Here is a 19,626-nt window from a genome sequence, read left to right on the forward strand (position 1 = left end):
GGCCTCAGGCGGATGCCGCCTGGCGCAGCCACCGCTCCACACCCGCGATGTGAGCGGTCGCGAGTGAGGTCGCCAGCCCCGCGTCGTGCTGAGCGATCGCGTCGGCGATGCCCCGGTGCTCAGAGAGCGTGCGCTCGACCGCGCCGCCCTCGGTGAGTCCGCGCCACACCCGCGCGCGCACGGTCTGGCTGCTCAGGTGCTCGATCAGGCTGGCGAGGTAGGCGTTGCCCGCCATGCGCACGATCTCGCGGTGGAAGCGGATGTCATGCTCGACCAGCGCCTCGATGCTGACCGAGGCGTCGATGCCGTCGACCTCGGCGATCAGCTGCGCGATGTCGTCGTCACTGCCGTGCGCTGCGGCGAGGCCGGTCGCCTGCGATTCCAGCATCCGCCGCACCGCGAAGATCTCGAGCATCGACCCGTCGTCGTGCATGTCGACGACGAATGAGATCGCCTCGAGCAGCAGGTGCGGTTCGAGGCTGGTGACGTAGGTGCCGTCGCCGCGCCGCACATCGAGAACGCGGATCACCTCGAGTGCCTTCACGGCCTCGCGCATCGAGTTGCGAGAGAGGCCGAGGCGGTCGGAGAGCTCCTTCTCGGGGGGCAGCCGGTCGCCGGGGCCGAGCTCGCCGGTCACGATCATCGCCTTGATCTTCTCGATCGCCTCGTCCGTCACAGCCATGGGGTCATCCTAGCGATTGGTCGGATGTCTGAGGCAGTATGGTCGCATGCGCGTTCTCGATTCTCATCTGCACCTGTGGGACGAAGAGGTCCTCACCTACACGTGGCTGGAGGGGCCGCTCGCCTACCGATTCGCGCAGACCGAGCTCGACCACGCGCGCGTGCCCGGTGCGACCGACGAGAAGGCCGTGTTCGTGCAGGCCGAGACGGTGCCGGAGCAGTTCCTCGACGAGGTGCGCTGGGTGTCGGCGAACGCCGAGGCGCTCGGCGTCGTGGGCATCGTGGCGGGCGCGCGGCTCGACCGCGGGGTCGACACCGTGACGCAGCTGGAGGAGCTCGGCGCTCACCCGCTCGTGCGCGGGGTGCGGCATCTGCTGCAGAACGAGCCCGATGGACTCGCCGTCTCGACCGCGTTCGTGACCGGCGCGCGGGAGGTCGCGTCCCGCGGCTGGACCTTCGACGCCTGCGTCCGTGCCGCGCAGCTGCCCGACATCGCACGGCTGGCCGGGGCGATCCCGGAACTGCGGATCGTGCTCGATCACCTCGGCAAGCCCGCGATCGGCACGGCGGATGCTCCGCTGCTGCCCACCGCGGAATGGGTGCGCGACCTCGAGGAGACGGCGCGGCATCCGAACACGTCCTGCAAGCTGTCGGGTCTGCCCGCCGAAGCCGGGGGCGCCTGGAGTGCTGAGCAGGTGGAGCCGTTCCTCGACGCCGCCGCCGACGCGTTCGGCGATGAACGGCTGCTGTGGGGAAGCGACTGGCCGGTCTCCGTGATCGGACCCGCCGAAGAGGGCGACCCGCATGCGCCCGAAGACGGCTCCGACACCTACCAGCCGAACGGCCGCGCCCGGTGGGCCGAGGTCGTCGCGGCGTGGGCACGCACCCGCGGGCACGACGTCGACGCGATCCTGTGGGGCAACGCCGAGCGCTTCTACGGCACGGACCGGCCGGCCGTGTCGGCGGAGCCCTCGCGTCGCGGCATCCGGGACTGGTTCCGCGGCCGCTGAGCGGGCTTGCCGGCTTGCGGGGTGGCGGCCCTTCCGGTCGCAGTTCGCGCCGGTTCGCGCCGGTGCGTGGCGCCGCGCCCTTCCGGTCGCAGTTCCCGCCGGTTCGAGCTGGTTCGTTCCGTTCCGGTCGCAGTTCGCGCCGCCTGTGGCGGCCGGGAGCGGCATCAAGTGCGACCGGAAGGGCGGCGCGGCCGTGGTGGCGCGCCGGCGAGGGCGCCTCGGATGCGGCGGACGAGCTCGTCCGGGCGCGCGAGAAGCGCGCTCGTGACCTCGACCACCGTCCAGCCGGCGGCGCGCAGGGCGGCGAGACGCTCCACGTCTTCGGCGTACCGCTGCGCGTGCAGCACGGACTGATACTCGATCGCGACCTTCTGTGCGGGATACGCGAGGTCGACGCAGGCGAGAAAGCGGCCGAGATCGTCGAAGATGTCGAGGTTGAGCTCCGGCTCCGGGAGTCCGGCCCACACGATGCGGCAGCGCAGCACCGACTCGCGCGCCGACCAGGAGTCCTCGCGAACGAGGTCGAGTGCCGCGCGCAGTCGTCCGGCCCCGCGGTGTCGTCCGTCATCGACCGCGCCCCGCAGCAGGTCGACGGTGGAGTACGGCCGCCGACCGGCATCCCGTCGACCGTGGCCGACGCGCCAGACCCGGCAGAAGTAGTCGCCGAGTGCGACGAGGTCGACCACCGCCCAACCGCCCAGGCCGGCGAACGTCGTCTCCGGGCTCGCGACGGTGAGGCCGCCGGGGTGGAGCAGCCGAGCGGCGCCGGATCGGTGGCGATGCGCCTGGACGCCCGCCGCGCGGACCAGCGGGGCGTCGCCGAGCGTGCTGACGTGCACCGGGAGGGTGCGGCCATCCACAGGGTCTCCGTCGAGGAGTGCCAGCGGCATCGGCCCGCCCCAGACGGCGACGGCGCTCTCATGGCTCAGGAACTGGCCCTCACGCAGGCGCGGACCGTATGTGAGCACCCGGATGCGGCGCTCGGCCTGCTGACGCTCGTACGGGTCGAGATCCGGAAGCCGGGGGATGTCGCGGGCTCTGCTCCGGACGCCGCGGAACGGGGTGTCGAGGTCACGTCGCCGAAGACGTCCGGCGTCGATTCCGGCATCCAGAGCCTCTCGCACGGCGAAGAACGTACCCAGGTGCGCAGGGAGGGGTCGAGGTCGAGTCATCGCGCCACGATCGCAGGCTTGCGCGAGCGCCGCGTCGACTTTCCACAGGGTAGGTCAGGTGCCGAGTCGGTGGTTCCGGTCGCAGTTCGCGCCGCCCCGTGAGGCGGAGGGCGGCGTCAACTGCGACCGGAACGGATGCCGACGGCGCCGGGCGGCAGAAACTGCGACCGGAACGGATGCCGAAGACGCCGGGTCAGGCGGGGCGGGGACGCAACTGCGCCATGCCGCCGTCGACCTCGATGAAGGTGCCCGTGGTCGAGCCCGCAGACGGTCCGACCAGGTAGGCCACGGCGGCGGCGACCTCGTCGGCGCTGACCAGCCGGCCATGCGGCTGGCGTGCTTCGAGCGCGGCACGTTCGGCGGCCGGATCGGCCGCGGCGTCGAGCAGGCGTCCGACCCAGGGGGTGTCGGCGGTGCCCGGGTTCACCGCGTTCACGCGGATGCCCTCGTGCAGGTGATCGGTCGCCATGGCGCGGGTGAGCGCCGAGACGGCACCCTTCGACGCGCTGTAGAGCGCCCGCTGCTGCAGCCCGGTGGTGGAGGCGATGGATGCCGTGTTGCACACGGCCGCCGCCGGCGATTCGCGCAGCCACGGCAGGGCCGCCGCCGTCACGCGGGCGATGCCGGTGACGTTGATCGAGAACACGCGCGCCCACTCGTCGTCGTCGTTCGTCGTGATGTCGCCCTGCGCCCCGATGCCGGCGTTGTTGACCACGATGTCGATGCGGCCGAAGCGCTCGGCGACACCGGCGACCGCCGCGTCGACGCTCGCGCGGTCCGACACGTCGGCCGTGAACGCGGCGAAGGCCTCGTCGGCGTGGGTGGTGTCGCGGTCGAGCACCGCGACCTGGGCGCCGTCGGCATGCAGACGGCGAGCGATGGCGGCGCCGATCCCGGATGCTCCGCCGGTGACGATCGCGACGAGTCCGTCGAGCGCTCCGTCTCGCTTCGCTCGCTCGGGAGCGGTGGCGGTCACGAGCGTGCCTCCCATGCGATGAATTCCTGACGCTGGCGGCCGAGGCCGTCGATCTCGATCTCGACCACATCGCCGGCGGCGAGGTACGGGAAGTTGCCCGAGAGTGCGACGCCCTGCGGGGTGCCGGTGAGGATCAGGTCGCCGGGCTCGAGGGCCACGTACTGCGAGAGGTGGTGCACGATGTGCGCGACGGAGAAGATCATGTCGCTCGTGTTCGAGTCCTGACGCGGCTCGCCGTTGACGAAGCTGCGCAGGCCCAGCGCCTGGTGCTCGACCTCGTCGGGGGTCACCAGCCACGGGCCGGTGGGGTTGAAGCCGGGGGCGATCTTGCCCTTCGACCACTGGCCGCCCGACACCTCGATCTGGAACGCGCGCTCCGAGACGTCGTTCGCCGCGACGAAGCCGGCGACGTGAGCGAGGGACTCCTCGGGGGAGTCGAGGTACGACGCGCGAGCGCCGATCACGATGCCGAGCTCGACCTCCCAGTCGGTCTTCTCGCTGCCGCGGGGGATGGTGACCGTGTCGTAGGGGCCGACGACCGTGTTCGGGGTCTTCAGGAAGATGATCGGGATCTTCGGTGGTTCGGAGCCGGACTCGGCCGCGTGGGCGGCGTAGTTCATGCCGATGCAGATCACGGCGCTCGGTCGGGCGATCGGCGCGCCGACACGGAGCGACGCGGCATCCTCGAGCTCGGGAAGCTCGTCGGCGGCGCGTGCCGCAGCGACGCGGGCGGCGAAGTCGCCGGCGAGGAAGTCGCCGTTCACATCGGATGTCAGGGACCGGAGGTCGAAGTATCGGTCACCCTCCACGAGGACGGGGATCTCGGTCCCTGGGTCGCCAAGCCGCGCGAACTTCATGATTCTCCTGCTCCGTCATTGGGCCGCCGGACAGCGGCCGGTCTCATTGACAGTATAGACATCGGATGTTTACACTCCAAGAGGTCTGCACGAGTTTTCGCCGTGCATGGAGAGGAAACCCCCGTGAGCCGTATCGTCGCACTCGACACCACCGACATCCGCTTCCCCACGTCGCTCAGTCTCGACGGGTCGGACGCGATGAACCCCGACCCCGACTACTCCGCCGCGTACGTCATCGTGCGCACCGACGCCGACGACGACATCGAAGGCCACGCCTTCGTCTTCACGATCGGCCGCGGCAACGACGTGCAGGTGGCGGCGATCGACGCCCTCGCCGGTCACCTCGTCGGGCGCGAGATCGAACCGCTGCTGGATGACATGGGCGGCACGTTCCGCGAGATCATCGGCGACTCGCAGCTGCGGTGGCTGGGCCCCGAGAAGGGGGTCATGCACATGGCGATCGGTGCGGTCATCAATGCGCTGTGGGACATCAAGGCGAAGCGTGCCGGGATGCCGCTGTGGCAGCTCCTCGCCCGCATGACGCCGGAGCAGATCGTCGACCTCGTCGACTTCCGCTACCTCACCAACGCCCTCACCCGCGAGGACGCCCTCGAGATCCTCCGCGCCGCCGAGCCCGGACGCATCGAACGCGAGCGCGAGCTGCTGGCCACCGGCTACCCCGGCTACACCACGAGCCCGGGATGGTTGGGCTACTCCGACGAGAAGCTCGAGCGTCTCGCCCGCGAGGCCATGGCCGACGGCTTCACGCAGATCAAGCTCAAGGTGGGTGCCGACCTCGACGACGACATCCGCCGCTTCCGCAAGGCGCGCGAGGTGTGCGGCCCGGACTTTCCGATCGCGATCGACGCGAACCAGCGCTGGGAGGTGGCGGAGGCCATCGAGTGGGTGAACGCCCTCGCCGAGTTCAACCCGGCCTGGGTCGAGGAGCCGACCAGCCCCGACGATGTGCTCGGTCACGCCGAGATCGCCCGCGGCATCGCGCCGATCCGCGTCGCCACCGGCGAGCACGCGCAGAACCGCGTGATCTTCAAGCAGCTGCTGCAGGCCGAGGCGATCTCGGTGATGCAGATCGACGCCGTGCGCGTCGCCGGCGTCAACGAGAACATCGCGAACCTGCTGCTCGCTGCCAAGTTCGACGTGCCGGTGTGCCCGCACGCGGGCGGCGTGGGCCTGTGCGAAGCCGTGCAGCACCTGTCGATGTTCGACTTCGTGGCCGTGACGGGCACGCGGGAAGGCCGTTTGATCGAGTTCGTCGATCACCTGCACGAGCATTTCGTCGTGCCGACCGACATCCGAGGCGGCTCCTACATGGCGCCGACCGCACCGGGAACCGGCATGGAGATGAAGGCCGACAGCGTCGCCACCTACACGTGGACGGGCGCGCATGTCACGGTCTGACCGCGCAGCACTCGCCGTTCCGGCGCTCGGATACGGTGCCGCGAACGTCGGCAACCTGTTCCGCCCGTTGACCGACGACGAAGCCTGGACTGTGCTGGATGCCGCGTGGGAGAGCGGCATCCGCTTCTTCGACACCGCCCCGCACTACGGACTCGGGCTCTCGGAGAGGCGTCTCGGCGCGTTCCTGCAGACCAAGCCCCGCGACGAGTTCGTGCTGTCGACCAAGGCCGGCCGGCTGCTGCGACCCAACCCCGACCACGCCGGCGGCCTCGACACCGCGAACGACTTCCACGTGCCCGACGACCTGCAGCGGGTGTGGGACTTCTCGGCCGACGGCATCCGCCGCAGCGTGGACGAATCGCGTGCACGGCTGGGCATCGAGCGGATCGACCTGCTCTACCTGCACGACCCCGAGCGGAACGACCTCGACCTCGCGCTCGCCGAGGCCCTGCCCGCGATGGAGCAGCTGCGCGCCGACGAGGAGGTCGCGGCGATCGGCATCGGATCGATGGTGTCGGATGCTCTCGCTACGGCCGCGCGCGGTGCGGATCTGGACCTGATCATGGTCGCCGGGCGGTACACGCTGCTCGAGCAGCCGGCCGCCGTCGACGTGCTGCCCGCGTGCCGCGAGACCGGGACGGGCATCGTCGCGGCGTCGATCTTCAACTCCGGTCTGCTCGCGTCGAACGAGCCGCGTCGCGACGGGCGCTACGAGTACGGGCAGCTGCCCGACGAACTGTGGGAGCGACTGGTGCGCATCGCCGCTGTCTGCGCCGACCACGGGGTTCCGCTGCCCGCCGCGGCGATCCAGTTCCCGCTGCAGGCGCCCGAGGTCCGCTCAGTCGTCGTCGGCGGCAGCCGCCCCGCGCAGCTGCAGCAGAACGCCGAGTACGCCGCGCTCGACATCCCCGCGGCGCTGTGGGAGAACCTCGCGGCCGAAGGCCTGATCCCGCAGACTGTCTGACGGCGCCCGCCGCCTGATCGAGAGGAGCCGCCGTGCTCGAAGGAATCCACCCGCTGCTCACGGGCGAGCTGCTGCTGCACCTCGACCGGATGGGGCACTCCGACTCCGTGATCGTCGCCGACGCGCATTTCCCCGCCTGGGGGCTGGGTGAGCACGTCGTCGACCTGCCCGGCACCACAACGCCCGAGGTGGTCGCGGCGATCCGCAGCGTGCTGCCGCTCGACGACGCTCCCGGCATCGATCTGATGGCTTCGGCCGACGGCGAGCTGCTCGACGTGCAGCGCGAGCTGATGGCGGCCGCGGGCAGCGAGGTCGACACCACCCGCTTCGTGGAGCGCTTCGCGTACTACGAGCTCGCGAAGTCCGCATACGTGCTCGTGCGCACGGGTGAGACCGGCAAGTACGGCAACGCGCTGCTGCGCAAGGGCGTCGTGGGGCACGCCTCGCGGTGAGTCAGCGTCCGACGGTCGACTCGCGCACGATCAGCTCGGCGGCGAACGGTGTGGTCTCGGGCGGCGGCGCCGACGGGTCGGCCAGCTGACGCAGCAGCGCGGCCCCTGCCGCGCGACCGATCTCGTATCCGGGCTGCCGCACGCTCGTCAGCGGCACGATGCTCTGATGTGCCTGGGCCACGTCGTCGAACCCCACGATGGCGACGTCCTCCGGCACGCGCAGTCCGTGCCGCAGCAGTCCGGTGAGCACTCCGAGGGCCACCATGTCGTTCGCGGCGAACACGGCGTCGGGGCGCTCGGCGGCCGGCATCGCGGCGATCATCTCGGCCGCGTGCAGACCGTCTTCGGTGATGAGCGCCGGAACATCGTGCACCGACACCTCGGCCCCGGTCCCCTCCGCCGCGTCGCGCAGGCCGCGCAGCCGATCGTTGGACTGGCTCACCGTAGGAGTGCCGAGGAACAGCATGCGGCGTCGTCCGAGCGAGAGGAGGTGCTCGCCGGCGAGCCGACCGCCCCCGCGGTCGTCGAAGAGCACCGAGGCCACCTTGGTCGTATCGGGCACGGGGCCGACGATGACCGAGCGGATGCCACGGTCGGCGAGCCGCTCGAGATGCGGCACCACGTCGTCGTGCGGGTAGATCACGATGCCCTGCACGCGGTGCGCCTCGAACATGTCGATGTTGCGCCGCTCCTGCGCGCTGTCGCGGTTGCTGTTGCTGTAGAACAGCGACCACCCGCCCTCGCGGGTGACGTCCTCGACACCGCGTGAGAGCTCGTTGAAGTACGGCAGCCACGCGTCGAGCAGGATCAGCGCGAGCGCTTTGCTGGAGCCGGCCCGCAGCTGCCGCGCCGACTCGTTCGGCACGTAGCCGAGCTGCTCGATGGCGGCGCGCACCCGTTCGCGGCTGGACTCGCCGAGCACGTGCGGGTGGTTGAGGTAGTTCGACACCGTCGAGGAGGAGACCCCGGCGAGCGCGGCGACATCCTTCACGCTGGCGGGCATGGCGAGACTCCTTCGTGTCGGCGCCGCAGCATATCGGGGTGCGCGGCGTGACCAGAGTAGCCGAGGAATTGGCACGTGCCAAGAAAGTCCTTGACAGGGTCGTCGGCGGCGACGTAGCGTGTCTCGAGCGCAGGTTGGCACGTGCCAACTGCCGAGGCGATGGTGCCGCACACCCGCCTGCGAGGGATCTCATGAACATCGGCTGCCACGGGCTCGTCTGGACCGGGAACTTCGATGCCGACGGCATCCGCCTGTCCGTCGAGAAGACCAAGGGGGCCGGCTTCGACCTCATCGAGTTCCCTCTGATGGACCCGTTCTCGTTCGATGTCGCCGCCGCCAAGGATGCTCTCGAGGAGCACGACCTCGCCGTGAGCGCGTCGCTCGGGCTCTCGGGCGCGACCGATGTCACCAGCTCCGACCCCGAGATCGTCGCCGCCGGCGAGGCGCTGCTGCTGCGGGCCGTCGACGTGCTGGCCGACCTGGGCGGCTCTCACTTCTGCGGCGTCATCTACAGCGCCATGCAGAAGTACATGGAGCCGGTCACGGCCGCGGGCCTCGAGAGCAGCCGCCGCGCGATCGCGAAGGTCGCCGACCACGCCGCGGACCGAGGCATCTCGGTCGCCCTCGAGGTCGTGAACCGCTACGAGACCAACGTCCTCAACACCGCACGCCAGGCCATCGCATACCTCGCGGAGGTGGATCGCCCGAACCTCGGCATCCACCTCGACACGTACCACATGAACATCGAGGAGTCGGACATGTTCGCGCCGGTCCTCGACGCCGCCCCGAGCCTGCGCTACGTGCACATCGGCGAGAGCCACCGCGGCTACCTCGGCACCGGAACGGTCGACTTCGACACCTTCTTCAAGGCGCTCGGGCGCATCGGCTACGACGGCCCCGTTGTGTTCGAGTCCTTCTCTTCGGCCGTCGTCGCCCCCGACCTCAGCCGCATGCTGGGCATCTGGCGCAACCTGTGGACCGACAACGAGGAGCTCGGGGCGCACGCCAACGCGTTCATCCGCGACAAGCTCGTCGCCGTCGACTCGATCCGCCTTCACTGACAACTGTGGCCGAGTTGTTATTACAGGCCTTCCCAACCGACCGACCTGTAGTTACATTTAGATACAACTTGCGCAGAACGCGGCGCGAGTACAGAATTGATCCGATGTTTGCGGCCCGAACCGCAGACCACGGAAAACCAGGACCTTCAAGGAAGCAGGTGAGCACATGAGCGATCCCATTCTCAGAGTCGACGGAATCAGCAAGGGGTTCCCCGGTGTGCAGGCACTCAAGGACGTGCACCTCGAAGTGCACTCCGGCGAGGTGCTCGTGCTCGTCGGTGAGAACGGCGCGGGCAAGTCCACGCTCATGAAGATCCTCTCGGGGATCTACACCAAGGACGAGGGCACGATCCTGTTCGAGGGCCAGGAGGTGGAGCTCACGAGCCCCCTGCAGGCGCAGGAGCTGGGCATCACGATCATCCATCAGGAACTCAACATGATGCCTGATCTGACGGTCGCTCAGAACATCTACGTAGGCCGTGAGCCGAAGATCGGGCCGTTCCTGTCGGAGCGCAAGCTCAATCTGCAGACGGCCGAACTGCTGAAGCGCCTCGACATCCGCCTCAACCCGCGTCAGCTCGTCGGCGAGCTCACGGTGGCCGAGCAGCAGATGGTCGAGATCGCCAAGGCGCTGTCGTTCAACGCCAAGGTCCTCATCATGGACGAGCCCACGTCCGCGCTCACCGACTCCGAGGTCGAGACGCTGTTCGTGCTCATCGAGCAGCTCAAGGCTCGGGGCACCGGCATCGTCTACATCTCGCACCGCATGGACGAGCTGCGCCGCCTGGCCGACCGAGTCTCCGTGCTCCGCGACGGCGCATACATCGGATCACTCGAGAAATCCGAGGTCAGCGTCCCGCGCATCATCGAGATGATGGTCGGTCGTCCGATCGACGAGGGAACCCGCCCGATGGCGCGCGAGCACGCGAACGATCCGGTGGTGCTCTCGGTCCAGGATCTGTCGACCAAGGGCCTGCTCTCCGACATCTCCTTCGAGCTGCACCGAGGAGAGATCCTCGGGTTCGCCGGCCTCATGGGCGCGGGCCGCACCGAGACCGCCCGCGCGATCATCGGCGCCGACCCGCGCGACGGCGGCACGATCACCATCAGCGGCCGCGAGACGAAGATCAACCAGCCCGCCGATGCCGTGAAGCACGGCGTCGGCTACCTCTCAGAGGACCGCAAGCTCCTCGGTCTGATGCTCGAGCAGGACGTCACCTTCAACACGGTGCTCGCCTCGCTCGGCTCCTACGCCAACGGCATCGGCTGGATGGGCGACAGCAAGGCCAAGAGCCGCACCAAGGAGTACGTCCAGCAGCTGCGGGTCAAGACCCCCTCGGTGAACCAGGTCGTCAAACTGCTCTCGGGCGGCAACCAGCAGAAGGTGGTCATCGCCCGCTGGCTGATGCGCGACTGCGACATCCTCATCTTCGACGAGCCGACCCGCGGGATCGACGTCGGTGCGAAGGAAGAGATCTACCGCCTGATGCAGCAGCTCGCTGATCAGGGCAAGTCCATCATCGTCATCTCGTCGGAGCTGCCCGAGATCCTCCGCGTCGCGAACCGCATCGCGGTCTTCGCGAACGGCCGGATCACCGGAACTCTCCGCAACGAGGATGCAAACCAGGAGAAGATCATGCAACTCGCAGCCCACGGGGAGGAAGTCTGATGAGCACCCCACAGAAGTCCGGATCGTCGACGACGACGATCATCCAGACGGCGATGACCGAGAACACCGACAAGCGTGACGTCGGAGCGTTCCTGAAGCGCCAGCTGCAGCAGTCACTGGCGTTCGGCACCCTGATCGTGCTGGTCATCTTCTTCTCGATCGCCAGCCCCAACTTCTTCACCTTCAGCAACATCGCCACGGTTCTGCTCTCGACCGCGGTCATCGGCATCCTGGCGCTCGGCACCACGTTCGTCATCATCACCGGCGGCATCGACCTCTCGATCGGCACCGGTATGGCGCTCTGCGCCGTGATGACCGGCGTCTTCGTGACGAACATGGGGCTTCCCGTGTGGGTCGGCGTGATCGGCGGCGTCCTCACCGGTGTGCTGATGGGGCTCGTGAACGGCGTGAACATCACCTTCCTCCGGCTCCCGCCGTTCATCGCGACCCTCGCGATGATGATGATCGCCGGCGGCCTCGCCCTGGTCATCTCCAACGTCTCGCCGATCTACTTCTCCTCGTCGGCGCCGGACTTCAAGAAGATCGCCCTCGGCGTCATCATCCCCGGCATCCCGAACGCGGTGCTGATCACCGCGGTCGCCGCGATCATCGCGTGGCTCGTGCTGTCGAAGACGCTCCTCGGCCGCTACACCTTCGCGATCGGCTCGAACGAGGAGGCCACCCGCCTCTCCGGCGTCAACACGCGACGCTGGACGATCCTGATCTACATGTTCGCCGGTGCCTTCACTGGAATCGCGGGCATCGTCATCGCCGCCCGCCTCGACTCGGCCCAGCCGCAGATCGGCACGGGGTACGAGCTGCAGGCGATCGCCGCGGTCATCATCGGCGGCACCTCGCTGCTCGGCGGACGCGGCTCCATTCTCGGAACCGTCATCGGCGCGCTGATCATGAGCGTGCTCGTCAACGGTCTGCGCATCATGTCGATCCAGTCCGAGTGGCAGAACATCGTCGTCGGCGTCGTCGTGCTGCTGGCCGTGTTCCTCGACTCGCTGCGCAATCGCCAGCGAACCTGACCCATTCCTCACCCGACCCAACTCAATACGCACCACGACCCCGTCGGCCCTGGCCGGCAATCACAGAGAACAATGGAGTTTCCATGAAATTCGGCAAGAAGACCGCATTCGCGGCACTCGTCGCAGCATCCGCGTTGGTGTTCGCCGGCTGTGCCGGCGGCGGTGGCGATGTGATCGAAGAAGGCAGCGGCGGCAGTGGCAGCGGCGACGGAGAGATGTACATCGCTCTCGTCTCGAAGGGCTTCCAGCACCAGTTCTGGCAGGCCGTCAAGAAGGGCGCCGAGCAGAAGGCAGAAGAGCTCGGTGTGCGGATCACGTTCGAAGGCCCCGCGGCCGAGACCGAGATCGCACAGCAGCTCGAGATGCTGACGACCGCGATCGACAAGAACCCGAGCGCCATCGCCTACGCCGCCCTCGACCCCGAGGCGTGCGTCGCCCCGCTCGAGCAGGCCAAGGCGAAGGACATCCCCGTGGTCTACTTCGACGCTCCGTGCGACGGCGACGTCGGCCTGAGCCTCTCGGCGACCGACAGCAAGGTCGCCGGCGCGTTGGCTGCTGAGCACATGGCCGAGCTGATCGGCGGCGAGGGCGAGGTCGCGATCGTCGGTCACTCGAACATCAACTCGACCGGTGTCGAGCGTCGTGACGGCTTCGTCGAGAAGATCGAGGCGGACTTCCCCGACATCAAGATCGTCGACATCCAGTACGGCGACGGTGACCACCTGAAGTCGGCTGACATCGCCAAGACGCTGATCGCGGCGCACCCCGACCTCAAGGGCATCTACGGCACCAACGAGGGTTCTGCCATCGGTGTCGTGAACGCGGTGAACGAGCTCGGTCTGGAGAAGGGCAAGCTGACGATCGTCGGCTTCGACTCCGGAGCAGCGCAGATCAACGCGATCAAGGACGGCACGATGGCCGGCGCCATCACGCAGGACCCGATCGGCATCGGCGAGCAGGTCGTGCAGGCCGCGTTCGACGCCGCCAACGGCGACACCGTCGACGAGTTCTACGACACCGGTTCGTACTGGTACGACAAGACCAACATCGAAGACGAGGACATCGCCGCGGTCCTCTACGAGTGATCCGCTGACGAATCGACGAAGCCCCTCACCTCTCCGGTGGGGGGCTTCGTCATGTGCGGCGGGGTTGGGGCTGGCATCCAGGGTGGGATGGTTGACATGGTGGACATGGTCGGTGAGACTGGTTGACATTGTTGACACGGAAAGGATGCGTCTGATGAGTCTCGTCTCGCCCCGGCGACAGTCCCGCCCCGCGGTGCGCCCCGCGACGCGCCCTTCGGACCAGGAGCTCGCCGTCCATCTGATCGTGCAGGCGCTGGAACGCCGGCTGCTCACGCGCGTCGATGAAGGGGCCGAACTGACCGGTCTCGGTGATGCCGGCGAGGTCGCCGACCGGATCATCGAGCGTCTCCCCATCGCCGCGAACCCGTGGCCGCAGGTCATCGGACCCGTGTACTCGAGCGGTTCCCTGCAACGCGAACTCGGCGTCGGGCGTCAGGCGGTGTCGAAGGCCGTCGCCGAACTGCGCCTGCTGCGTCTCACCACCGCCGACGGGCACACCGTGTACCCTCGTTCCAGGTCCGGGACGGGGCCGTAGTGCCCGGCATCCGTCCTGTGCTGTCGGCGCTTCGACGGGGGATCGACGACCCGTGGACCTGGGCGCAGTGGCTCGCGGCCCCGGTGGCACGCGACGGGCACGAGTCCGCTCGGCGGAACATCGATCGACTCGCCACCGGAGACCTCGACGCCGTGGTTCGCGATGCCGAACGCACCGCGGCGAGTTGGGCGGCATGACCGCAGTGCAGGGGCCTCCCGAGCCTGGGATGTCGTATCGGTCCTTCCCTGAGAAGAGGATCGCAAGCGGCACGGAGATGTATCGTGCCCACAGCGTCGGGCGTGCCGCGTGGTGGTTCGACGGCGGGCTCCTGGGGCGCTTCAGCCTCCCCGCGCCGCGCGGCACCTGCTGCACCGCCACCCGCGTCGAGACCGCCGTCCGCGAGAAGGTACGCGACGAGGTCTGCGCGACAGGGCTCGTCTCGCGGGCCTTCGCCGACTCGTTCCGGGTGTCGGCCGTCTCCGCGCCGCAGGAGTATCGATGCGCGGCGGTCAGCTCCAGCCGCGCTGAACGATTCTCGGTCGTGCGTGCCCTCGTGACCACGGACGACTACGCGCTCACGCAGGCGTGGGCGGGGGCGTTCGCCGAAAACGGATTCGGCGGGGTCTTCCATGCGTCGGCGTGCACGACCGGCCGCCCCTCGGCGCTCGCACTGTTCGGCAATGCCGGCGCAGCGGGTGAAGGCTTCGCCGCCAGAGAGCATCTGTCGGGGGTCGCGGCCTGTGCCGCAGCGGGGATGACGGTGATCGGACCGCCGCGGCTGAGTGCTCTCACGGTGATCTGACCCGGCCTGCGAGTTCCGCGCGCAGCAGTCGATACACGGTTGCCGGGGAGAGGGGGGATCTCCCCGGCAACCGTGCTGTGCCCCGGGTTCCGACACGGAGGGGTGTGGTGACTCCGGGGCGGGGCTCGACGACGGATCGCCGTCGAGCGGTCAGATGCGCCGCAGGAAGGTGAGCTGAGAGGTCGGCTCGACGATCAGCTCCTGCAGCTCAGCGTTGAAGGGAATGCCCGCCGGCGACGACAGGTGGGCCTGGAAGGCCTCGTCGTCGCGGTACACCTCGTACACGAAGAACCGGTCGGGATCGTCGGACAGGCGGGAGGCGTCGAAGACGATGTTGCCGTCTTCCGTGCGCACCTCAGCGGCGAAGTCCCGCAGCAGCGCCACGACGCGATCGGCGGCCCCGGGGCGCGCCGTGAAGGTCGCGTGCAGGATGGTCGGCTCGGTCATGGGGCTCCTTCGGGGGCTCTCATTCAGTATGGCGCGAGAACCGGGGCAACCGGAATTCCGGCCCCGGTGATTCCCCGCGGAATCAGTGCGAGAGGAATCAGGGGGAGAGGGCGAGCAGTCGCGCGGGGTTGGCGACCAGCATCCGCTCCACGGCGGCATCGCCGACCAGCGCGCGCAGCCGAGGCAGGTAGCGCTCGCCGAGGTAGGCGAGCCCCGGCATGCCGCCGTAAGCGATGTACCGGGTACGACGGGCCACGTCGCCGCCGAGCAGGATGCGATCGCCGGCGCCGCGTGCGACGACCTCGGCGGTCAGTGCGAGCAGCTCGGCGTCGGATCGGGTGCGCGGGCGAGCCACACCGTCGTAACCGAGGTACGCCCCACGCTGGGCGAGGGAGGCATGCAGGCCCGCATCGGGATCGCGGTCGGCGTGGGCGAGCACGACCCGATCGGCGGCCACGCCCTCGGCCTCCAGCAGGTCAAGCACCTCGTGGGCGGCGGTGCAGAACTCCAGGTGCACCATGATCGGGACCGCGGTGGCGCGATGTACGGCGGCCAGTGCGAGCAGCGTCGTGCGCTCGAAGTCGCTGATGCGCCAGTAGTCGATGCCGCCCTTGAGGAGTCCGGCACGCACCGGCGAACCCGTGGGATCGAGGGCGATCGGCGCACCCGCCGCGGGCGTCTCGGCCGCGGGCGCGACATGGGCATCGTCGACCGGCATGCCCTCGACGATGTCGTGCACGAAGAGCGCGGTCAGCTGGGCGACGCCGGCCTGGCGCGTCGGATGCTCGGGGGCGTAGTGCGCCTCGCGATGCCGCCCGGTCGCGGCCACGATGCGCAGCCCGGTCGCGGTGCTGATGCGCGCGAGGGCCTCGGGGTCGCGTCCGAGGCCGAAGGGGGTCGCATCGATCATGGCCGCGAAGCCGCTGCCCCGCAGCAGGGCGGCCTCGGCGCCGGAGCGCTCCTCATCGTCGAGCTCGTCACCGGGCAGTAGCGGGCTGACCTGGAACAGATGCTCGTGGTAGTCGACCGTGCCGAGCTGGGCTGGATCGATGTCGCCGAGGACGGTGCGGATCATCGGCGTGCGAACTCCGCAGCGTCGGCGAGCTGCTCCACGATCGCAGGCGTCAGCTCGAGTTCGAACACGTCGGCGACCACCTGCGACCACCCGTGGATGAAGTAGCGCCAGCCGTCGACCACGTGCAGCGAACGCGCGGCCTCCTGCGCGCGCGCCTGGTGGAGGAACTCCAGCGATCCGCGGTAGTTGAACTCCCACACGAACGCGTCCTCGGGGAACACCACGTCGTCGGGGAGCGGCGAGCCCGGGCGGTCCTTGCCGAGCCCGGTGGCGTTCACGATGAGGGAGCCGGCGGGAGCGGCCGCGACGAGGGCGGCGGCATCGGCTGGGCTATCGGTGCGCACGTACCGGATGAGGTCGCCGGGCGTGCCGTGCTGCGCGTGCACGGCGCGCAGGTGCTCGAGCGCATCGTCGGTGAGGGCCGTGACGGTCACGCGCGCCGGTGCATCCTTCCGCTCGGCCAGTGCCCAGCTGAGGGCGGTGCCCGATCCGCCGGCGCCGAGAATCACGACCTCGGCTCCCGTGCGCCCGAAGTGGTCGGGCGGCAGGAAGTCGTTCAGGGCGAGATCGACCGTCAGCGGATCCTTCGCGCGCCCGATCAGACGGTCGCCGCGCTTCGAGATGCTCGAGACCTCGCTGCACGACACCGCGAACGGGTCGAGCTCGTCGAACAGGTCGGATGCCGCGGCGTACACGTTCATCTTGTGCGTCGTGACGAGGGCCCCGCGGTGATTCGGGTCGTCGCGGATCTGCTCGACCATCGCGCGGTACTGCTGGGGCGTGGCATCCATCGGCAGGTCATGCCCGACGAGCTCACGCGTGGGCAACCCGAGCACGTCGGCCCAGCGGGGGAACACCGGCATGATCGAGGATGACGCGGTGCTCACACCGACGAAGCCCATGTATCCGGAGGGGGGTGTCGAGGTCATCGGGTCTCCTGGGGGACGGCGACGGGGTAGGCGGGCTCGGCGCCCTTGAGCACGGCGATCACGTCGTCGAGCGACAGGGAGCCCATGTTGTCGACGGCCTGCGTGGTCTGCGCGCCGAGGTGCGGCGTCACGATCACGCGGTCGGCGAGGTCAGCGGCGAGCAGCGGACTGTCTTTCGCTGCCGTGTCGCCGTGCAGGGTGTCGGCGGCGTAGCCGGCGAGGACGCCGTCGCGCAGAGCTTCGGCCACCGCGGCCTCGTCGATCAGGTCACCCCGGGCCGTGTTGACGATGATGCCGCCGCGGGGCATCGCCGCCAGACGTGCGGCGTCGACGAGCAGCTGTCCGCCCGGGGCATGGAGCGAGATCAGATCGGCCGCCCCGAACAGTGCCTCGACGTCGACGGGTTCGGCGCCGTGTGCGCGGACGACGTCAGGAGAGAGGAAGGGGTCGGCCGCGATCACGCGTGAGCCGAATCCGCTCAGCCGCTTCGCGACGCCCTGACCGATGCGGCCGAAGCCGACGATCCCCACCGTGGCGGCGCCGAGTTCGCGCCCTCGCCGCACGGCCCAGTCGCCGTCGCGCACCCGGCGATCGCCGTCGGGCACGAACCGCAGCGCGCCGAGCATGAGCCCGATCGCGTGATCGGCCACGGCATCGGCGTTGGCGCCGGGGGTGTTCGTGACGGGGATGCCGCGGCGACGCGCGGCGTCGAGATCGACGGACTCGGTGCCCACGCCGTACCGGGCGATGACGCGCAGACGCGGGGCGGCTCCCAGATGCTCCTCGGTGATGGGGCCGGTGCCGGCGATCCACGCGTCGGCGCCGTGCAGCAGGGAGCGCAGCTCGTCGAGATCGTGGTGCGCGGGCCCGCGGAGGATGCGGTGCCCCGCCTGGCTCGCCCGGGTGACGAGGTCGAGGTCGCCGTCCGAGAACGAGCGGCTGGTGACGAGGATGACACCCATCAGCGCGGCGCTCCCGCGAACCAGGGAGCGAGCGCGGTGTACGCGTCGTCGAAGCGGGCGTGACGCTGAGCGTAGACGGCGTGCCGACCGGCATCCGGAGTGAATTCCGCCGTGACCTCGCTCAGGGCTCGCGCCGCCGAGAACTCGGCCAGCCCGAGGCCCACGGCGCCGGTGACGGCGGCGCCGAGACTGTTGGCCTCCTCGACGATCGTGCGGCACCGCACCGGGACGCCCCAGACATCGGCGAGCACAGAGAGGTACGTGTCGCTCTGCGCGCCGCCGCCGACCGCGTCGATCCGGTCGATGCTCGCGCCCGCCGCGCGGAACGCCTGGATGCAGGTGAGCAGGTTGAACGCGGTGCCCTCGAGCACGGCGCGCATGAGGTGGGCGCGGGTGTGGTGGCGTCCGAGGCCGATGAAGGCGCCGCGGGCGTCGGGGTCCCAGTGCGGGGAGCGCTCGCCCAGCAGATACGGCAGGAAGTACAGGTCCTCGGTGTCGACGTCGCCCGCGGCCTCGGCGATGAGTCGCCCGGTCTCGGGGCGGGCGGGATCGGGAGAGAGGGCTTCGGCGATCCACTGCACCGACGCGCCGCCGGCCTGCATGGTGGCGGTCGGCACGAAGGATGCCGGCACGACATTGTCGAACGTGAAGGTGCGCATCGCGGGGTCGTGCAGCGGAGCATCCGCCGCGAACGAGATCCACGACGAGGTGCCCAGGCACACGTACGCGCCGTCCTCGGGGGCGACGATGCCCGAGCCGACCGCGGCGAGCGGGCCGTCACCTCCGCCCATCACCACGCGCACTCCCGTGTGCAGGCCCAGGGCGGTGGCCGAGGCGTCGGTCAGTGCGCCGGCGATCGCGGTCGACTCGAGGATCTCGGGGAAGAGCGCAGGGTCGAGGCGCGCGGCCTGCAGCACCTCGTCGGACCACGTGCCCGTGGCCTGGTCGTAGGCGTTGGTGCCCGACGCGTCGGAGCGGTCGGTGGCGAGGCGGCCGGTGAGGCGCAGCACGATGAAGTCCTTCGCGACGCACACCCGCCGCACGCGCGACCAGACGTCGGGCTCGTTGTCGCGCACCCACATGATCTTCTCGAGCGAGTACGTGGGGTTCAGGCGGTGGCCGAGGATGCCGTACGCGTGCTTCGCACCGAGCGCCGCCTCGAGCTCGCGCTGCTGCGCGCTCGAGCGGGTGTCGGCCCAGATGATCGCCGGACGCGCCGGGATGCCGTCGGCGTCGAGCAGCACGGCGCCCATCATCTGACCGCCCACCACCACACCGGCGATCTCAGACGGCGCCGTCTCGGTCTTCGTCAGCAGGGCGCGGGTGGCCTCGACGACGGCATCCCACCAGTCCTCGGGGTTCTGCTCGGCGACGCCGCCCGCGGCGAAGTGTGCCGGGTACGGCACCGTGACGGCCGAGATGAGGCGTCCGTCGGAGTGGTGCAGCGAAGCCTTGTTGCCCGTGGTGCCGAGGTCGTGCGCGATGAGCATGGT

Annotated in this window: 21 protein-coding genes; 11 read left to right on the forward strand and 10 right to left on the reverse strand. The window is 69.6% G+C overall.

Going from position 1 to position 19,626, the window contains the following annotated elements; translation table 11 throughout:
• Positions 1–4: 4 nt before the first annotated feature.
• Positions 5–682, reverse strand: coding sequence for a FadR/GntR family transcriptional regulator (locus AC2D10_RS13510; protein ID WP_484708404.1), 678 nt, complete (start codon positions 680–682; stop codon positions 5–7).
• A gap of 46 nt (positions 683–728) precedes the next feature.
• Here AC2D10_RS13510 and AC2D10_RS13515 point away from each other — a divergent pair, with 46 nt between their 5' ends.
• Entirely contained in the window at positions 729–1,691 is a 963-nt protein-coding gene (locus tag AC2D10_RS13515) for an amidohydrolase family protein (RefSeq protein ID WP_484708406.1), read from the forward strand.
• A gap of 164 nt (positions 1,692–1,855) precedes the next feature.
• Here the strand turns inward: AC2D10_RS13515 and AC2D10_RS13520 are convergent, their stop codons facing one another.
• The 3 genes from AC2D10_RS13520 to AC2D10_RS13530 all read right to left on the reverse strand — a co-directional run bounded on the left by AC2D10_RS13520 (position 1,856) and on the right by AC2D10_RS13530 (position 4,696).
• Positions 1,856–2,863, reverse strand: coding sequence for a hypothetical protein (locus AC2D10_RS13520; protein ID WP_484708407.1), 1,008 nt, complete (start codon positions 2,861–2,863; stop codon positions 1,856–1,858).
• Positions 2,864–3,056: 193 nt separating this feature from the next.
• Complete coding sequence (locus AC2D10_RS13525; protein WP_484708409.1) at positions 3,057–3,854, reverse strand: SDR family NAD(P)-dependent oxidoreductase; 798 nt, start codon at positions 3,852–3,854, stop codon at positions 3,057–3,059.
• Positions 3,836–4,696, reverse strand: coding sequence for a fumarylacetoacetate hydrolase family protein (locus tag AC2D10_RS13530; protein WP_484708410.1), 861 nt, complete (start codon positions 4,694–4,696; stop codon positions 3,836–3,838). The genes AC2D10_RS13525 and AC2D10_RS13530 overlap by 19 nt, the downstream gene beginning before the upstream one ends.
• A gap of 123 nt (positions 4,697–4,819) precedes the next feature.
• Here AC2D10_RS13530 and AC2D10_RS13535 point away from each other — a divergent pair, with 123 nt between their 5' ends.
• The 3 genes from AC2D10_RS13535 to AC2D10_RS13545 are packed head-to-tail and all read left to right on the forward strand — an operon-like array spanning position 4,820 to position 7,531.
• A complete protein-coding gene (locus AC2D10_RS13535) occupies positions 4,820–6,115 on the forward strand; it encodes an L-fuconate dehydratase (RefSeq protein ID WP_484708411.1) in 1,296 nt (431 codons plus the stop codon).
• Positions 6,102–7,079 (forward strand): aldo/keto reductase, encoded by a 978-nt coding sequence (locus tag AC2D10_RS13540; protein ID WP_484708413.1) that lies wholly within the window; start codon positions 6,102–6,104, stop codon positions 7,077–7,079. Before AC2D10_RS13535 ends, AC2D10_RS13540 begins: the two co-directional genes overlap by 14 nt.
• Positions 7,080–7,111: 32 nt before the next feature.
• The gene (locus AC2D10_RS13545) at positions 7,112–7,531 is read left to right on the forward strand and encodes an RbsD/FucU family protein (RefSeq protein WP_484708414.1); all 420 of its coding nucleotides are present in this window, start codon (positions 7,112–7,114) and stop codon (positions 7,529–7,531) included.
• 1 nt (position 7,532) lies between these two features.
• Here the strand turns inward: AC2D10_RS13545 and AC2D10_RS13550 are convergent, their stop codons facing one another.
• A complete protein-coding gene (locus tag AC2D10_RS13550) occupies positions 7,533–8,534 on the reverse strand; it encodes a LacI family DNA-binding transcriptional regulator (RefSeq protein ID WP_484708415.1) in 1,002 nt (333 codons plus the stop codon).
• A 191-nt stretch (positions 8,535–8,725) separates the two neighbouring features.
• Between AC2D10_RS13550 and AC2D10_RS13555 the strand changes: the two genes are divergently transcribed.
• From AC2D10_RS13555 to AC2D10_RS13585, 7 genes are all read left to right on the forward strand, one after another.
• Positions 8,726–9,595, forward strand: coding sequence for a sugar phosphate isomerase/epimerase family protein (locus AC2D10_RS13555; protein WP_484708416.1), 870 nt, complete (start codon positions 8,726–8,728; stop codon positions 9,593–9,595).
• Positions 9,596–9,761: 166 nt separating this feature from the next.
• Positions 9,762–11,264, forward strand: a complete 1,503-nt coding sequence (locus tag AC2D10_RS13560) for a sugar ABC transporter ATP-binding protein (RefSeq protein ID WP_484708418.1) — start codon at positions 9,762–9,764, stop codon at positions 11,262–11,264.
• Entirely contained in the window at positions 11,264–12,298 is a 1,035-nt protein-coding gene (locus AC2D10_RS13565) for an ABC transporter permease (protein ID WP_484708420.1), read from the forward strand. The genes AC2D10_RS13560 and AC2D10_RS13565 overlap by 1 nt, the downstream gene beginning before the upstream one ends.
• 83 nt (positions 12,299–12,381) lie before the next feature.
• Entirely contained in the window at positions 12,382–13,383 is a 1,002-nt protein-coding gene (locus tag AC2D10_RS13570) for a substrate-binding domain-containing protein (protein ID WP_484708421.1), read from the forward strand.
• 154 nt (positions 13,384–13,537) lie between these two features.
• On the forward strand, positions 13,538–13,918 hold the full coding sequence (locus tag AC2D10_RS13575; RefSeq protein ID WP_484708422.1) for a hypothetical protein: 381 nt from the start codon (positions 13,538–13,540) through the stop codon (positions 13,916–13,918).
• On the forward strand, positions 13,918–14,115 hold the full coding sequence (locus tag AC2D10_RS13580) for a hypothetical protein (RefSeq protein WP_484708424.1): 198 nt from the start codon (positions 13,918–13,920) through the stop codon (positions 14,113–14,115). The genes AC2D10_RS13575 and AC2D10_RS13580 overlap by 1 nt, the downstream gene beginning before the upstream one ends.
• Positions 14,116–14,192: 77 nt before the next feature.
• Positions 14,193–14,720: an RES domain-containing protein gene (locus AC2D10_RS13585; protein ID WP_484708425.1), complete on the forward strand. Its 528-nt coding sequence runs from the start codon at positions 14,193–14,195 to the stop codon at positions 14,718–14,720.
• Between the two features lie 150 nt (positions 14,721–14,870).
• Here AC2D10_RS13585 and AC2D10_RS13590 read toward each other — a convergent pair whose 3' ends face one another.
• From AC2D10_RS13590 to xylB, 5 genes are all read right to left on the reverse strand, one after another.
• On the reverse strand, positions 14,871–15,167 hold the full coding sequence (locus AC2D10_RS13590; protein ID WP_484708426.1) for a putative quinol monooxygenase: 297 nt from the start codon (positions 15,165–15,167) through the stop codon (positions 14,871–14,873).
• A 97-nt stretch (positions 15,168–15,264) separates the two neighbouring features.
• Positions 15,265–16,242: a phosphotriesterase family protein gene (locus AC2D10_RS13595; RefSeq protein WP_484708427.1), complete on the reverse strand. Its 978-nt coding sequence runs from the start codon at positions 16,240–16,242 to the stop codon at positions 15,265–15,267.
• Complete coding sequence (locus AC2D10_RS13600; RefSeq protein ID WP_484708428.1) at positions 16,239–17,171, reverse strand: shikimate dehydrogenase family protein; 933 nt, start codon at positions 17,169–17,171, stop codon at positions 16,239–16,241. The genes AC2D10_RS13595 and AC2D10_RS13600 overlap by 4 nt, the downstream gene beginning before the upstream one ends.
• Positions 17,168–18,133 carry a phosphoglycerate dehydrogenase gene (locus AC2D10_RS13605; RefSeq protein WP_484708429.1) on the reverse strand — a complete coding sequence of 322 codons (966 nt, stop codon included), beginning with the start codon at positions 18,131–18,133 and terminating at the stop codon, positions 17,168–17,170. Before AC2D10_RS13605 ends, AC2D10_RS13600 begins: the two co-directional genes overlap by 4 nt.
• Positions 18,133–19,623, reverse strand: coding sequence for a xylulokinase (gene xylB, locus AC2D10_RS13610; protein ID WP_484708431.1), 1,491 nt, complete (start codon positions 19,621–19,623; stop codon positions 18,133–18,135). The genes AC2D10_RS13605 and xylB overlap by 1 nt, the downstream gene beginning before the upstream one ends.
• Positions 19,624–19,626: the final 3 nt, after the last annotated feature.

It is taken from the genome of Microbacterium sp. PI-SA-G, from assembly GCF_057215335.1.

What these genes read in the sequence shown, in the direction of transcription:
- AC2D10_RS13510 (WP_484708404.1), bottom strand. Translation starts at nt 682, where the DNA reads ATGGCTGTGACGGACGAGGCGATCGAGAAGATCAAGGCGATGATCGTG.
- AC2D10_RS13515 (WP_484708406.1), top strand. Translation starts at nt 729, where the DNA reads ATGCGCGTTCTCGATTCTCATCTGCACCTGTGGGACGAAGAGGTCCTC.
- AC2D10_RS13520 (WP_484708407.1), bottom strand. Translation starts at nt 2,863, where the DNA reads ATGACTCGACCTCGACCCCTCCCTGCGCACCTGGGTACGTTCTTCGCC.
- AC2D10_RS13525 (WP_484708409.1), bottom strand. Translation starts at nt 3,854, where the DNA reads ATGGGAGGCACGCTCGTGACCGCCACCGCTCCCGAGCGAGCGAAGCGA.
- AC2D10_RS13530 (WP_484708410.1), bottom strand. Translation starts at nt 4,696, where the DNA reads ATGAAGTTCGCGCGGCTTGGCGACCCAGGGACCGAGATCCCCGTCCTC.
- AC2D10_RS13540 (WP_484708413.1), top strand. Translation starts at nt 6,102, where the DNA reads ATGTCACGGTCTGACCGCGCAGCACTCGCCGTTCCGGCGCTCGGATAC.
- AC2D10_RS13550 (WP_484708415.1), bottom strand. Translation starts at nt 8,534, where the DNA reads ATGCCCGCCAGCGTGAAGGATGTCGCCGCGCTCGCCGGGGTCTCCTCC.
- AC2D10_RS13555 (WP_484708416.1), top strand. Translation starts at nt 8,726, where the DNA reads ATGAACATCGGCTGCCACGGGCTCGTCTGGACCGGGAACTTCGATGCC.
- AC2D10_RS13560 (WP_484708418.1), top strand. Translation starts at nt 9,762, where the DNA reads ATGAGCGATCCCATTCTCAGAGTCGACGGAATCAGCAAGGGGTTCCCC.
- AC2D10_RS13565 (WP_484708420.1), top strand. Translation starts at nt 11,264, where the DNA reads ATGAGCACCCCACAGAAGTCCGGATCGTCGACGACGACGATCATCCAG.
- AC2D10_RS13570 (WP_484708421.1), top strand. Translation starts at nt 12,382, where the DNA reads ATGAAATTCGGCAAGAAGACCGCATTCGCGGCACTCGTCGCAGCATCC.
- AC2D10_RS13575 (WP_484708422.1), top strand. Translation starts at nt 13,538, where the DNA reads ATGAGTCTCGTCTCGCCCCGGCGACAGTCCCGCCCCGCGGTGCGCCCC.
- AC2D10_RS13585 (WP_484708425.1), top strand. Translation starts at nt 14,193, where the DNA reads ATGTATCGTGCCCACAGCGTCGGGCGTGCCGCGTGGTGGTTCGACGGC.
- AC2D10_RS13590 (WP_484708426.1), bottom strand. Translation starts at nt 15,167, where the DNA reads ATGACCGAGCCGACCATCCTGCACGCGACCTTCACGGCGCGCCCCGGG.
- AC2D10_RS13595 (WP_484708427.1), bottom strand. Translation starts at nt 16,242, where the DNA reads ATGATCCGCACCGTCCTCGGCGACATCGATCCAGCCCAGCTCGGCACG.
- AC2D10_RS13600 (WP_484708428.1), bottom strand. Translation starts at nt 17,171, where the DNA reads ATGACCTCGACACCCCCCTCCGGATACATGGGCTTCGTCGGTGTGAGC.
- AC2D10_RS13605 (WP_484708429.1), bottom strand. Translation starts at nt 18,133, where the DNA reads ATGGGTGTCATCCTCGTCACCAGCCGCTCGTTCTCGGACGGCGACCTC.
- xylB (WP_484708431.1), bottom strand. Translation starts at nt 19,623, where the DNA reads ATGCTCATCGCGCACGACCTCGGCACCACGGGCAACAAGGCTTCGCTG.